Origin of the sequence: Methylococcus sp. EFPC2 (assembly GCF_016925495.1) — a bacterium.
In the GTDB taxonomy this organism is placed as follows: Bacteria; Pseudomonadota; Gammaproteobacteria; order Methylococcales; family Methylococcaceae; genus EFPC2.
This window is the reverse complement of sequence record NZ_CP070492.1, coordinates 55,744-68,026: the sequence shown is the minus strand read 5'-3', so window position 1 is coordinate 68,026 and position 12,283 is coordinate 55,744. Positions and strand designations below refer to the sequence as shown.

The window sequence follows — 12,283 nt, the reverse complement described above, 5'->3', positions numbered from 1 at the left end:
GCTCTCAAGTACCGGCTAGCCGGTTTCATCGGTTACAGCAGGCGATCGCCGTCGCGATAGCCCGCACCCAGTTCGAACTCCAAATAATAAATCTTGAAGTGATCCTCCATTTGGTCGGCTTCCGGTATTGCATCCCTTCTTTCCGGGTAACGCGCGAGCAATTCGTCGCGGTGTCGCGTCCAGGCGCACAGCAGCGCCGATCTGGCATCTTCCCGGGTGGAGCCGGCGCCGCGGAACATGAAATGGTGGGTATTCATCTCCGCCAGGACGAAGCATCGTGCCATTACGGCATCCATGACATGCAAATAAGACTACCAGTCTTCATGTTCTCATGAATCCACAACAACTAGCATGCACGTCTACATGTCACGCCGTGGCCGGATGACCCAAATCCATACCGCGGAAGATCGAGCAGCGTATGAAGACTTCCAGCGACGGCGCCACTTTCTTCTGCGCGCAGAATTTGGCCACCAGCTTCGCCAGGCCCTTGATATCCCGGCCCGTCGCGTTCGGGAAAGTCTTCACTAGGTCGTCGATCAAGGGGCCGTCCACCGCCAGCTCGAACTGTTCGGTCATCACCGACCAGATCCTGCGCCGGGCGTCGTCGTCCGGTGGATAGAACTTGATCATGGCAATGCAGCGCGACACGATGGCTTCGTCGATGTCGTCCACCCGGTTGGTCGTCAGGAACAAGAGGCCGTTGAAATATTCCAGTACGCGAAGGAACACCCCCACCACCGCGTTCATGGTGATGTTGTCGTCGCGCCGCTTGATGTAAACGTCCGCCTCGTCGATCAGCATCACGGCGCCCCAGCGCTGGGCGCGGGTCAAGACGTCCTTGAGGGCGGTTTCCATGGCGGCCACGTTGAGGCCCAACTGCCCGGAATGTACGCGGTAAAGCGGTCTCTGGATGATCTCGGAATATACCTCCGCCGTCAGCGTCTTGCCCACGCCGGCGGGACCCGCGCAAAGCACCGTGGTGCCGCCGGACTTGCCGGCGACGATGTCGTCCATCAGCACGTCCATTTCGGCTGTTAGGATGTCGATGAGATCGGTCTGTTCCTCGGGCAATACCAGTTTCTGCTTGAGTTCCGGCTGATATTGGTAGGGCGTGATGTCGTCCGCATGCACCCACAGGTAATGATGCAGATCCATGTGGAACATCAGGATGTAGGCGTGGATCGGGAGCTGGGTGAACAAGTCCTTGGGCATCGCGTCCTGCGATTCCAGCACCTCGTCCTCGGCTTCGTAATGATTGCTTTTGGCCGCCTTGCGCAGATAAGGCCCCAGGATGTCGCCGGTGGCATCCAGGGTCAGGGCGCGCGTGGTCAATATGCCTTCGTCGTTGACCAGGCGGGCGCTGCCGCCGCTGGACGAGAGCACGACCACGTCCTTGCGCGACCAGTCGGTATTGCGATGCGAGGCCGTCGGGTCCTCGGCGTAGAAGCCGATCCCCTTGCCGGAAAACTGGGCGCCGTACTGGGCACGCCAGTCGAAATAACGCTCCACGGTATCGTCGTAGGTGGCGATCAGTTCGGCGGTTTCCTTCAGGAAGCCTTTGGCGGCAAAGATCTCGCCCACCGTCTTGCCGGTGATGTCGCCGGCCGAGATGCGCAGGGTCTGGCTGGCGATCGTGCCCTTGGCATTGGCCTTCAATTCGATGAACACCTTGCCGATCTCGTCGTTCGACGCCGGGGTATAGTCCAGCCGGGTGATGACGTAGGGCAGGGGACGGGACGTGACCTGGGCGCTGAACAGCCAGCCGCGGATCGCATCCGCCGCCAGATAGCGGGCGATGGCGGGAACCAGCATTTCCAGATCGTTGCCTTCGAAGCGAATACCGTCGTCGTTCAAGGCCTTCTGCAGGGTGCTCAGCTCGGCGGCGCGCAGCCGCATGTCGGGGCCGGCTTCTTCGTAGAGATTGCGCAGGAAGGCGACTTCCGCATTGCCGAGCTGGGCGAAGGCCACTTCGACCTTGTTGCCGAAGCGCAACTGGTCTTTTAAAGGCGCGAGGGCGGGGAAGGCCTCCACCATCGCTTCGATATAAGGCCGTTCTATCTGGAGTTTCATCGCATGGCTTCCATCGGCTGGTGTTTAGGTGCCGCCGGACCCTTACTCCGTCCTGCGGGATTCCAGGAGGCGTTCGAAAAAATGCTCGAATTCCGTCTTGGTAAATTCGTCTTCCGCCGGCTTATCGAGCGCCTGCCAGCGTACGGCGACGCTGAAACCGCGCTTGCACTTGCCGCCCCTGCGAACCAGGACGATCCGCCCGCTGCTGCCCGGCGGGAGCCCCGCATGCTCGCGGCAGGAGCGGACTTCCGTTCCGAGCAGTTTCAGGGCCTCCTGGGCGGTAAAGGTTTCGTGCTTCATGCATCGTGATCGGGAATAGCCGCGGCGACCGGCGTCTAGCGGGTGCGCGGCCGCTCCGAAGCTTTGTAATTGCTGAAATGACCTTCCTTCGCCGCCTGGGACCGGGCACTCGCAAGGATGCCGGCCGTTTTGCCGGCCGGAGCAGGTTTGGATACCAGCTTTTCCAGGTGCTGGCCGCCGCATGACGGGCAGACCGGCGTGTCGGAAATCTTGACCAGTAACTCGAAGGTCTTATCGCAGTCCGGGCAACGATAATCGTAGAGTGGCATGGACGTTCTCTCGTAAAAACAGCCTGATGGACTTGAGGCTACTAGGCAGTGGCCGCCGGCTTATCCCGCTCAGCCGCCCATTCCGCCGACGTATACACCTTCATGCTGATGGCATGCAGGGCGCCGCTCGAGAGCGGCTCGCTGACGGTGGCCAGAACCTGCTGCTGCCGCTTGACCAGGCTCAGACCGGCGAAGGCCTCACCGACCACGACGACCGAGAAGCTGCAGCCCTCACCGTCGACAATGACTTCGGAACCGGGTATGCCGGACTCGATCAATTGGCGGACTTCGGCGATTTCCATGGCGCTAGCCTTCGGCCTTGGCGGCGACCGCGCTTTCCAGCAGGGGCTTGAGCTCGCCTTTCTGGGCGATCTCGTCGACGATGTCGCTGCCGCCCACCAGTTCGCCGTTCACGAACAACTGGGGAAAGGTGGGCCAGGACGAAACGCTGGGCAGCTTCTCCCGGATTTGCGGCGCCGCCAGGATGTTCACATAGGCGAACGGGATGCCGGTGGCCTGCAAACAGGCGACCGCCTTGGCGGAAAATCCGCATTGTGGCATGTCGGGCACGCCCTTCATGTACAGGAGTACGGGATGGTTGGCGATCTGGTCGCGGATGGTATCTTCGATGCTCATGGCGGCGCTTCCTTAGTGATTGATTAAGCCTGTCTGCGGCTCGTCCGGGGGTTTAAATAAGCCCCCGGACGAGCTGGTTCCGGATCAGAACCCGGAAGCGAAACCCAGCAGCTCGACGGTGATGTCTTCCTCGCCGACCACTTGGGCCTGGCAAGCCAGGCGGGATTTGGATCCGACGCCGACGATGCTGTCCAGCTTCTGGTTTTCCGCCGAGGCGATCTTGGACACGCTCTTGCGGCCGGCCTGCAGGAAGATGTGGCAGCTACCGCACTGGGCATTGCCGCCGCACTTGTGCTGTATCTCTTCGCCGGCTGCCTGGATCAATTCCAGCAGTGTCTTGCCGATTTCTGCGGCGATGGTTTTTCCGGATGGCAGTATGGTTAAGGTAGACATGGTTTCTCCTATGGTTTCGAGGTGAAAGGTTGAGGTCGACTTAAATTGCGTTTTGCATGCAGACCCACTCAATGGCGTGAGCCTATGGGTCTTGAGGCTCACAATCCGGCGGCGATGGAGCCGATCACGGATCCACCGACGGTGTCGGATTTATCCAGTTCGCCGAGCTTGCCCAAGAGCTGCTCGCAGCCTTCCTTGTCACCCTGGCGCAGGCGGATGAAGGCCAGGGCCTTGAGGGAAAACAGATAAAAATGCTGCGGGCTGTCATGGCGGGTCCAATCCGTGGATTCCGCCGTGAGCTGGCGGAAATCGCTGGGAAAACCACCCTGGCGGGCCGCGGTTTCCAGGGCCTGCCGCGCGGCCAGTTCGGCGTCCTCCAGGCGTCCCTTGTAGAAATAGAACTTGTACATGGAGAAATACACCGGCAGGGCGTCCGGAGCTGCGCTATGCGCCTGTTGCAGCAGGGTTTCCGCCCGCGCGGTATCCGCATAGGAACTCATGACTTCTTCGAGCAAGCCGCCGACCTTGTCGGGCAGGCTGCCGGCATAAAAGGCGCGCGTGGCTTCCAAATCCGTTACTCCGCAAGCTGGCCGGTCAGCCCCACACCGCGGCGGGCGCGAGCAGGCTTTCGACCGGCTGGTCGTTTTTCAAATGCTGTTCCACGATGGCCGATACGTCTTCCGGCTTGACCTTGGCGTACATCACGCCTTCCGGGTAAACGAGCACGGTGGGGCCGGAATCGCAGGCGCCCAGGCAGCCGGTACCGGTGAGGGCATACTTGCCATACAACTGCCCCTGGTCGAATTGCTGCATGAAGGTCTGGAACACCGCGGTGCAGCCCAGTTGGCCGCAGGAACCGCGCGGATGGCCGGGCGGCCGGCTCTGCGTGCAGACGAAAACGTGTTTACTCGGCTTGGGCATCGATAACTCCTAAGGTCTATCGTGGTAAAAAACTCGCGTAGGCCGGGTTGGGCGTTAGCCGTAACCCGACGAATTGCTGTCTGGTCGGATGACGCGCAGTAGCCGCTAATCCGACCTGCCTGACTTTCTCAAGCCTTTTGCGCGCGCGTGGTCAGGCTGGCCTTGAGGCTGTCCAGCGAGATGCTCTTGCCATCCTGGTCCTGGAACACCTTGAACACCTTTTCCTGTGCCGCATTGGATTTCACGAAATCGTCATGGGCCTGCTTGAGTAGGCTCTTGCAGGTTTCTCGGGCGGCGGCTTCGTCCGCGTCTTCCGGGATGGGTGTGCGGTTCAGGTATTGGTTGAAGCGCTTGAGGATGTGCAAGCGGTTCACGTGGACCACGTCGGGCTGGTAATCAATCCCGAAGAAATCGAGAAACTCTTCGGCCGCGGAAAACTGCTGGATGCGCTGCAAGAGAGGATGCATGGGCGGTTACCTGTTTTGATGATGTGCAAATCGTTGCTTGCGGCCCGCACTCAAGCGTACGAGCGGGGGCCGTTCGGCGGCGGTCGTTTCCCGGTAAAAACGCCGCAGCTCGTGGTCGCTGGGCGGCCGTTTGGTTTGGTTGGCGTGCAGCCGGATGCGCTGCAAAAGCCGGGTGGCGTCGGTTTCGCTGAGGTCTATGCCGAGTTCGCGGTAACTCCTGACGACGGCATGCGAGCCGGAATGCTTGCCCAGCACCAAACGATGCTCGCGGCCCAATTCCTTGGGGTCCACGCCCTGGTAATTGAGCACGTTCTTCAGCAGGCCATCGACGTGTATGCCCGCCTCGTGGGTGAATACCGCCTCGCCGACGATGCTCTTGTTGGCCGCCACCGGCCGGCCGGAGGCTTGCGCCACCAGTTGGGAAATCGCCGGGAAATGGCCGACGGCGATGCCGGTATCCTGGCCGTACAAATGGTGCAGGGCCATCACGGTTTCCTCGATGGCGGCATTGCCGGCGCGCTCGCCCAGGCCGTTGACCGTGGTGTTGACGTGGCTGGCTCCGGCCCGCACGGCCATCAGGGTATTCGCCGTCGCCAGGCCGAAATCGTTGTGGGCGTGCATCTCGATTTCCAGATCCACGGCCCGGGTCAGCTTCTGGATACGCTCGAAGGTGGAAACCGGATCCAGGATCCCCAAGGTATCGGCGAAGCGCAGCCGCCGGGCGCCGGCCTTTTGTGCCGTTTCCGCCACCCGGATCAGGAAATCCAGATCGGCTCGCGAGGCGTCTTCCATGCCCACGCAGACTTGCATGCCGGTATCCAGCGCGTCCGCGACGAAGCGGGCGACCGTGGCCAGCACCCAGTCGCGCGAGCGGTTGATCTTGTGCTTGAGATGGATGTCCGACACGGGTGTGGACAGGTTGACCAGATGCGCCCCGCAGCCGGCCGCGGCCTTAAGATCGGCCTCGCACATGCGACCCCAGACCATGAGCCGGGCCGGCAGCTTGAGGGCGGCGATGGCGGCGATGCCCTCCTGTTCCTCGGCGCCCATGACCGGTATGCCCACTTCCATCTCGGGTACGCCGGCGTTGGCCAGGGCCCTGGCAATGGCGAGTTTTTCCTCGGCGTCGAAGGCGACGCCTGCGGTTTGTTCGCCGTCCCTGAGCGTCGTGTCGTTGATGACGATGAGTCGGTTGCCGTTCATGTGTTCAGGCCTTACTTGTGGGCGGCTTCCTTGGCGAGGTTGAGGCTGTAGCGCGGGATCTCGACCACCAGATCGGCCCCGTCCACGATGGCCTGGCAGGACAGCCGGGAAGTGGCCTGCAGGCCCCAGGCACGATCCAGCATGTCCTCCTCGATTTCGTCGGGATCGTTGAGCGAGGCATAGCCTTCGCGGACGATCACATGGCAGGTGGAGCAGGCGCAGGAATGCTCGCAGGCATGCTCGATCTCGATGCCGGCTTCCAGCAGGGCGTCGCAGATCGACTGGCCGCTGACGGCATCTATCGTGTCGCCATCGGGGCACAACTCGTCATGAGGCAGTAGGGTGATTTTCGGCATATTCAGCTCGACCGGGTCGGTGGCGGGTTGGGTTTCATACGGTCAAGGCGTCCACTTTCTGCCCAGTCAGCGCGGCCTTGATGCTGTAGTCCATGCGCCGTCCTGCGAATTCCGTGCTGATCTCGTTGAGCTTGTCGGCGGCCTGCTTGATGGCCTCCCAATCGTCGCCTTCCAGCGCGGTGCGCAGGACCTGCATGCCTTGCAGGATGGCGGCCTGTTCGTCCTGGTCCAGCAATCCGGCGTCCTCGGCCAGGGCCGATTCGGTCGCCTCCAGCAGGCGGGCGGATTCGGCTTTCTGTTCCGCCAGGCGGCGGGCTTCCAGGTCTTCCTTGGCGTGAGCGTAGGAGTCCTCGATCATGCGGGCGATGTCGCCGTCGCTCAGGCCGTAGGACGGCTTGACCTCGATATGGGATTCCACCCCGCTGGTCTGTTCGGTGGCCGAGACGCTCAGCAAGCCGTCGGCGTCCACCTGGTAGGTGACGCGCACCCGCGCCACGCCCGCCACCATGGGCGGGATGCCGCGCAACTCGAAGCGGGCCAGGGAGCGGCATTCGCTGACCAGTTCGCGCTCGCCCTGCACCACGTGAATGCTCATCGCCGTCTGGCCGTCCTTCCAGGTGGTGAATTCCTGGGCACGCGCCACGGGGATGGTGGAATTGCGCTGGATGATCTTTTCCGACAGGCCGCCCAGGGTTTCGATGCCCAGCGAGAGCGGGATCACGTCCAGCAGCAGCCAGTCGTCCCCGGTGCGGTTGCCGGCCAGCAGATTGGCCTGCATGGCGGCGCCGAGGGCGACGACCTTGTCCGGATCCAGGTCGGTCAGCGGGGCCTGCTGGAAGAACTCGCCCACCGCCTGGCGGATGATGGGCATGCGGGTGGCGCCGCCGACCAGGACTACGCCCTTGATGTCCTGGATGGACAGACCGGCGTCGCGCAAGGCCTTGCGTACCGGGCTCAGGGTTTTCTTAACCAAATCGTCGGTCAGGCCGGTGAAGGTGGCCCGGTCGATGGAAACGGTCGCGACGGAGCCGTCCGACATCTCGGTATGGAAGTCGACTTTGTCGTTGTCGGACAGCAATTCCTTGGCTTCGCGGGCCGCGCTCAGCAGGCGGCGGGTGTCGATGGTGGAGAGTTCGCCGTAGCCGTTTTGCGTCAGCAGCCAGTCGTAGACGGCGCGGTCGAAGTCGTCTCCGCCCAGGGCCGGATCGCCGTTGGTGGCCAGCACTTCGAATACGCCGCGGGTGAGTCTGAGGATGGAGATGTCGAAAGTACCCCCGCCCAGGTCGTAGACCGCGTAGGTGCCTTCGGCGGCCTGGTCCAGACCGTAGGCCACGGCGGCCGCGGTCGGTTCGTTCAGCAAACGGAAGACTTCCAGGCCGGCCAGCTTGGCCGCATCCTTGGTAGCCTGGCGCTGGGCGTCGTCGAAATAGGCGGGCACGGTGATGACGGCCCCACTGATCTCGTCGCCCAAGGCCTGCACCGCCCGCTCGCGCAGCGACTTCAGGATCTCGGCGGACACCTGTACCGGGCTGATCACGCCGGCCTTGGTCTCGAACTGCACCATGCCGGGCGTGTCGACGAAGCGGTAGGGCGCATCCTGGCGCGCGCTCACGTCTTCCAGGCCGCGGCCCATGTAGCGCTTGACCGAGACGAAGGTGTTTTCCGGGTCTTCGCTCTGGAACAGCTTGGCGCCGTAGCCGACTTCGATTTCGCCATCGGCGTGGTAGCGCACGACCGAGGGCAGCAAGGCGCGGCCGCTGGCGTCGGTCAGCACGCTCGTCGAGCCGTCGTCGGCGACGGTCGCGACCAGGGAATTGGTGGTGCCCAGGTCTATGCCTATGGCCAGGCGGCGGGGCGGCTTGGCCTGGGTGGCGCCGGGTTCGGAAATTTGCAGCAGCATCAGTCCTCCAGTGTGGCCAGGGCGTCGTTGATGTCGCGGCCGAGTTTTTCCAGAAAAGCCAACTGGCGGACGATGACCGCCGCAGCCGGATGTTGCCGTTCGTCCTCGAGCAAGCTGCCGAGCGAATCGAACAGGCTGTCCGTTTCGGTCTTCAGGCGGGCCGACAGCCGCTCCAGGGCGTCCAGGTTGCGCAACACTACGGCGCCCTGCAGTTCCTCGCGCCACTCGATCTGTTCCAGCAGGAACTCGGTCGGCATCGCCGTGTTGTTTTCTTCCTGCGTATCGATTCCGTGGATTTTCAGCAGATAACGGGCCCGGTCCAGCGGCCGTTTAAGCGTCTGGTAAGCCTCGTTCGCGAGGGTGGCCCATTGCAGGGAGAGGCGTTTTTCGGCGTCGCTCAGATGCGCCGACTTGTCCGGATGCACGCGCGTTTGCAGTTCCAGGTAGTGACTGTCGAGCTTGCCCAGATCCAGGCGGAAATCCTGGGGCAGTTGGAAAAGCTCGAAATAATTGCCGCTCGCTGCCGGTGTCATGCCGAGCTCTCCTAGACGTTGAAGCTCTCGCCGCAACCGCACTGGTTCTTGACGTTGGGGTTGTTGAACTTGAAGCCCTCGTTCATGCCCTCGCGTACGAAGTCCAGTTCGGTGCCTTCCAGGTAGGCCAGGCTCTTGGGGTCGACCAATAAGGTGACGCCGTGGCTTTCGAAGCTCTGGTCTTCCGCGGCGGTTTCGTCGACGAATTCCAGGGTATAGGCCAGGCCCGAACAGCCGGAGGTCTTGACCGCCAACCTGAGCCCGACGCCGGCGCCGCGTGCCGTCAGATGCTTCTGGACCTGCTTGGCCGCTTTTTCAGTCAAAGTGATAGCCATCTTGCGTGCTCCCGTGGACTTAGTGAGAGGAACAGGTGGCGCCGCCGTCGACCGAGAAGGAGCTGCCGCAGCTGCAGGACGAGGAGGCATTCGGGTTCTTGATGACGAAACGCGAGCCTTCCAGTCCGTCCTGGTAGTCGATCTCGGCGCCGGCCAGATACTGCAGGCTGGCGGGATCCACCAGCAGGGTCACGCCGTCGGTGACTACCGAGGTGTCGTCGTCGTTCACGGCTTCCTCGAAGGAAAAGCCGTATTGGAAGCCGGAGCAGCCGCCGCCGGAGACGTAGACCCGAAGCTTGAGCTCCGGATTGCCTTCCTCGGCGATCAGTTCGCTCACCTTGCTGGCGGCGTTGCTGGTGAAAAACAGCGCGGGCCCCGGAGGGGTCAGATCCTGTATGGGGGTGGTCGTGATAGCGGTCATGGTGATTCCTCGTTATGCGGCGGATTTGCAGACTTCGTAGCCTTCTTCGGTCACGCCGGATTTGGCCTGGTAGTCGGACACGGCCGCCTTGATGGCGTCTTCCGCCAGTACCGAGCAGTGGATCTTGACCGGGGGCAGGGCCAGGGCTTCGGCGATTTCGGTATTCTTGATGGCCAAGGCTTGTTCGACGGTCTTGCCCTTGACCCATTCGGTCACCAGCGAGCTGGAGGCGATCGCCGAACCGCAGCCGTAAGTCTTGAACTTGGCGTCCTCGATGATGCCTTCGTCATTGATCTTGATCTGCAGCTTCATGACGTCGCCGCAGGCCGGCGCGCCGACGATGCCGGTGCCCACGCCGTCTTCCTCCTTGTCGAAAGTCCCGACGTTGCGGGGGTTCTCGTAGTGATCGATGACCTTGTCGTTGTAAGCCATGGTGTACTCCTGACGCGTTGAGAGTGGCGAAAGCCGCTTAATGCGCGGCGGCGGCCCATTGGACCGAGTTGAGATCGATGCCGTCCTTGTACATTTCCCACAGCGGGGAAATGTCGCGCAGACGCTCGACGGCGTTCTTGATCTGGGCGACGGCGTAGTCGACATCCGCTTCCGTGGTGTAGCGGCCGATGCTGAAGCGGATCGAACTGTGTGCGAGCTCGTCGCTGCGCCCCAGGGCGCGCAGCACGTAGGAAGGCTCCAGGCTGGACGAGGTGCAGGCCGAGCCGCTGGAGACCGCGAGGTCCTTGATGGCCATCATCAGGGATTCGCCTTCCACGTAGTTGAAACTGGCATTGAGGTTGTGCGGCACCCGCTGTTCCAGGTCGCCGTTGATGAACACTTCCTCGATGTCCCGGATGCCGGCCAGCAGCCGGTCACGCAGGGCGCGGATGCGCTTGGATTCCTCGGCCATTTCTTCACGGGCGATGCGGAAGGCTTCGCCCATGCCGACGATCTGGTGGGTGGCCAGGGTGCCGGAGCGCAGGCCGCGCTCGTGGCCGCCGCCGTGCATCTGTGCCTTCAGGCGGATGCGCGGCTTGCGGCGCACGTACAGCGCGCCTATGCCCTTGGGGCCGTAAGTCTTGTGGGCGGAGAAGGACATCAGATCGACCGGCAGTTTTTCCAGGTCGATCTCCACCTTGCCGGTGGATTGCGCGGCATCGACGTGGAAGATCACGCCGTGCTCGCGGCAGATCCGGCCGATGGTGACGATATCCTGGATCACGCCGATTTCGTTGTTGACGTGCATGATGGAGACAACCGAGGTGTCCGGGCGGATCGCCGCTTTGAAGGCTTCCAGATCCAGCAGGCCATCGGGCTTGGGGTCCAGATAGGTCACTTCGAAACCCTGGGATTCGAGTTCGCGCATGGGATCGAGCACCGCCTTGTGCTCGGTCTTGAGGGTGATCAGATGGCGGCCCTTGGTCTCGTAGAAATAGGCGGCGCCCTTGACGGCCAGGTTGTCGGACTCGGTCGCGCCCGAGGTCCAGACGATTTCTTTGGGATCCGCGTTGACCAGCCTGGCGACTTCCTCGCGGGCATTCTCCACCGCCTGTTCGGCGGTCCAGCCGAAACTATGCGATTTGCTGGCCGGATTGCCGAAGTTTTCGGTCAGAAAGGGGATCATCTTTTCCGCGACGCGGGGATCCACCGGGGTGGTCGCCGAGTAATCGAGATAAATCGGTAACTTCATGGGCATGCTCTCCGGGTTACGCCATCCATCAGTAGGAGGCCACATCGTCTGGGGCGCGTGGCAATGTTGCCATGGAGAATGCAAGAGCCGAGCCATCCCTGAAAAATAGCATAAGCAATTGATAGTTAATGAAAATAGAAGACGACGGCGGCGGTTGCGTTTGTCTTGTTCGCCACAAAAACCCGGACTTCAAAGCCCGCGCCGCACGGTGTGGCGTATCTTTCCCTACTCTGGTGCAAGGCCCCAAAACTCACCGCCGGCCCGGCAATCGCGAGGCCTGCGGGTGGCGGGGGCGATGGGCGTCGCGACAAAACGAGGTGTTTTGTCGTATTTCCTACAAAAGCCCCTGAGTTCATGCCCTCTGTAACGAATGGAACAGAGCCTGTGGGACGCTGGGAAACGCACCGGATTGCTTGCAGAGCGGCGGCCCAGGCGAAGCCGCCGGATGTCGGCACGAATGATGCCTAGCTTAGGTTCAGGCAAGCACGAGCGGGGCGATCCATCCATGTACGTTTGCATTTGCAAAGGCGTCACCGAGAACCAGATACGCGAGGCCATCCAGGGCGGCTTATGCACGCGCAAGGACATTTCCCGTTGTCTCAAGGTCGGTACCGCTTGCGGCAAGTGCAATCAGGAGGTCAGGGATTTATTGCAGCAGACGCTGCCGGCCGGCGGCCCGATGGCGCGCTCGAACGGGGAGGCTGCGCGGGTTTTCAAGATGCCCGGTCGTCTGTGCCTGTCGAACGAGGCGGTTGCGCGGATCGCGGAAAGTGCCGTTTGCCCGGCTTGATTGAG

At 62.2% G+C, this 12,283-nt stretch carries 19 protein-coding genes; 1 reads left to right on the top strand and 18 read right to left on the bottom strand.

The genetic code is table 11. The annotated features are described in order from the left end of the window. Positions 1-32: 32 nt before the first annotated feature. From JWZ97_RS19630 to JWZ97_RS19545, 18 genes are all read right to left on the bottom strand, one after another. Positions 33-284 (bottom strand): hypothetical protein, encoded by a 252-nt coding sequence (locus JWZ97_RS19630; RefSeq protein ID WP_240342616.1) that lies wholly within the window; start codon positions 282-284, stop codon positions 33-35. Between the two features lie 82 nt (positions 285-366). Further along, positions 367-2,070, bottom strand: coding sequence for an ATP-binding protein (locus JWZ97_RS19625; RefSeq protein WP_205434762.1), 1,704 nt, complete (start codon positions 2,068-2,070; stop codon positions 367-369). 42 nt (positions 2,071-2,112) lie between these two features. Next, positions 2,113-2,370 carry a hypothetical protein gene (locus JWZ97_RS19620; RefSeq protein WP_205434761.1) on the bottom strand — a complete coding sequence of 86 codons (258 nt, stop codon included), beginning with the start codon at positions 2,368-2,370 and terminating at the stop codon, positions 2,113-2,115. 35 nt (positions 2,371-2,405) lie between these two features. Next, on the bottom strand, positions 2,406-2,639 hold the full coding sequence (locus tag JWZ97_RS19615) for a zinc ribbon domain-containing protein (protein WP_205434760.1): 234 nt from the start codon (positions 2,637-2,639) through the stop codon (positions 2,406-2,408). A gap of 41 nt (positions 2,640-2,680) precedes the next feature. Beyond that, a complete protein-coding gene (locus JWZ97_RS19610; protein ID WP_205434759.1) occupies positions 2,681-2,941 on the bottom strand; it encodes a BolA family protein in 261 nt (86 codons plus the stop codon). Positions 2,942-2,945: 4 nt separating this feature from the next. Next, positions 2,946-3,275, bottom strand: a complete 330-nt coding sequence (grxD, locus tag JWZ97_RS19605) for a Grx4 family monothiol glutaredoxin (protein WP_205434758.1) — start codon at positions 3,273-3,275, stop codon at positions 2,946-2,948. An 84-nt stretch (positions 3,276-3,359) separates the two neighbouring features. Further along, entirely contained in the window at positions 3,360-3,668 is a 309-nt protein-coding gene (locus tag JWZ97_RS19600) for a 2Fe-2S iron-sulfur cluster-binding protein (RefSeq protein WP_205434757.1), read from the bottom strand. A gap of 98 nt (positions 3,669-3,766) precedes the next feature. Further along, entirely contained in the window at positions 3,767-4,237 is a 471-nt protein-coding gene (locus JWZ97_RS19595; RefSeq protein WP_205434756.1) for a hypothetical protein, read from the bottom strand. A gap of 25 nt (positions 4,238-4,262) precedes the next feature. Further along, entirely contained in the window at positions 4,263-4,589 is a 327-nt protein-coding gene (locus tag JWZ97_RS19590) for a ferredoxin (protein ID WP_205434755.1), read from the bottom strand. A 128-nt stretch (positions 4,590-4,717) separates the two neighbouring features. After that, positions 4,718-5,056: a nitrogenase-stabilizing/protective protein NifW gene (gene nifW / locus JWZ97_RS19585; RefSeq protein ID WP_205434754.1), complete on the bottom strand. Its 339-nt coding sequence runs from the start codon at positions 5,054-5,056 to the stop codon at positions 4,718-4,720. A gap of 6 nt (positions 5,057-5,062) precedes the next feature. Continuing rightward, positions 5,063-6,259, bottom strand: coding sequence for a homocitrate synthase (gene nifV / locus JWZ97_RS19580; RefSeq protein WP_205434753.1), 1,197 nt, complete (start codon positions 6,257-6,259; stop codon positions 5,063-5,065). 11 nt (positions 6,260-6,270) lie between these two features. Then, positions 6,271-6,615, bottom strand: a complete 345-nt coding sequence (gene fdx, locus JWZ97_RS19575) for an ISC system 2Fe-2S type ferredoxin (RefSeq protein ID WP_205434752.1) — start codon at positions 6,613-6,615, stop codon at positions 6,271-6,273. A 34-nt stretch (positions 6,616-6,649) separates the two neighbouring features. After that, positions 6,650-8,518 carry a Fe-S protein assembly chaperone HscA gene (gene hscA / locus JWZ97_RS19570; RefSeq protein ID WP_205434847.1) on the bottom strand — a complete coding sequence of 623 codons (1,869 nt, stop codon included), beginning with the start codon at positions 8,516-8,518 and terminating at the stop codon, positions 6,650-6,652. Further along, complete coding sequence (hscB, locus tag JWZ97_RS19565) at positions 8,515-9,048, bottom strand: Fe-S protein assembly co-chaperone HscB (RefSeq protein ID WP_205434751.1); 534 nt, start codon at positions 9,046-9,048, stop codon at positions 8,515-8,517. The genes hscA and hscB overlap by 4 nt, the downstream gene beginning before the upstream one ends. Positions 9,049-9,059: 11 nt before the next feature. Further along, complete coding sequence (gene iscA, locus JWZ97_RS19560; protein ID WP_205434750.1) at positions 9,060-9,383, bottom strand: iron-sulfur cluster assembly protein IscA; 324 nt, start codon at positions 9,381-9,383, stop codon at positions 9,060-9,062. A gap of 19 nt (positions 9,384-9,402) precedes the next feature. Continuing rightward, complete coding sequence (gene erpA, locus JWZ97_RS19555) at positions 9,403-9,804, bottom strand: iron-sulfur cluster insertion protein ErpA (RefSeq protein ID WP_205434749.1); 402 nt, start codon at positions 9,802-9,804, stop codon at positions 9,403-9,405. 12 nt (positions 9,805-9,816) lie between these two features. Next, positions 9,817-10,236, bottom strand: coding sequence for a Fe-S cluster assembly scaffold IscU (iscU, locus tag JWZ97_RS19550; protein WP_205434748.1), 420 nt, complete (start codon positions 10,234-10,236; stop codon positions 9,817-9,819). 37 nt (positions 10,237-10,273) lie between these two features. Beyond that, positions 10,274-11,488, bottom strand: coding sequence for an IscS subfamily cysteine desulfurase (locus JWZ97_RS19545; RefSeq protein WP_205434747.1), 1,215 nt, complete (start codon positions 11,486-11,488; stop codon positions 10,274-10,276). Positions 11,489-11,993: 505 nt separating this feature from the next. On the opposite strand from JWZ97_RS19545, the gene JWZ97_RS19540 reads away from it, so the two are divergent. Continuing rightward, positions 11,994-12,278 (top strand): bacterioferritin-associated ferredoxin, encoded by a 285-nt coding sequence (locus JWZ97_RS19540; protein ID WP_205434746.1) that lies wholly within the window; start codon positions 11,994-11,996, stop codon positions 12,276-12,278. Positions 12,279-12,283: the final 5 nt, after the last annotated feature.